This is a genomic window from Phormidium sp. CCY1219 (genome assembly GCF_055795085.1).
This window is the reverse complement of the sequence record NZ_JAYFEQ010000056.1, coordinates 1-291: the sequence shown is the minus strand read 5'-3', so window position 1 is coordinate 291 and position 291 is coordinate 1. Positions and strand designations below refer to the sequence as shown.

Sequence of the window (291 nt, the reverse complement as noted above, 5' to 3'; positions counted from 1 at the left end):
CTTGCTAAAGCAGATTAGCTGGGACACTTACAAACGATTGTTAGCCGACATGGGAGACAATCGCAATATCCGCCTGAATTACGACCGAGGATTGTTGGAAATTATGACTCCCTTGTTAGAGCATGAAAACCCAAAACGAATGTTAGAAAAATTCGTGGATGCCTTAGCCGATCGACTCGATATCGAAATATTGAGCGCCGGTTCGACTACCCTGAATCGCGAAGATTTAGCACGCGGTTCCGAACCCGATTCGGCATTTTATATCCAGAATGAACCCCGGGTGAAAGGCAA

At 46.0% G+C, this 291-nt stretch carries 1 pseudogene; it reads left to right on the top strand.

The window, feature by feature from the left end:
- Position 1 precedes the first annotated feature (1 nt).
- A pseudogene (locus AC0QH1_RS00405) lies at positions 2 to 291 on the top strand (Uma2 family endonuclease); the annotation flags it as partial.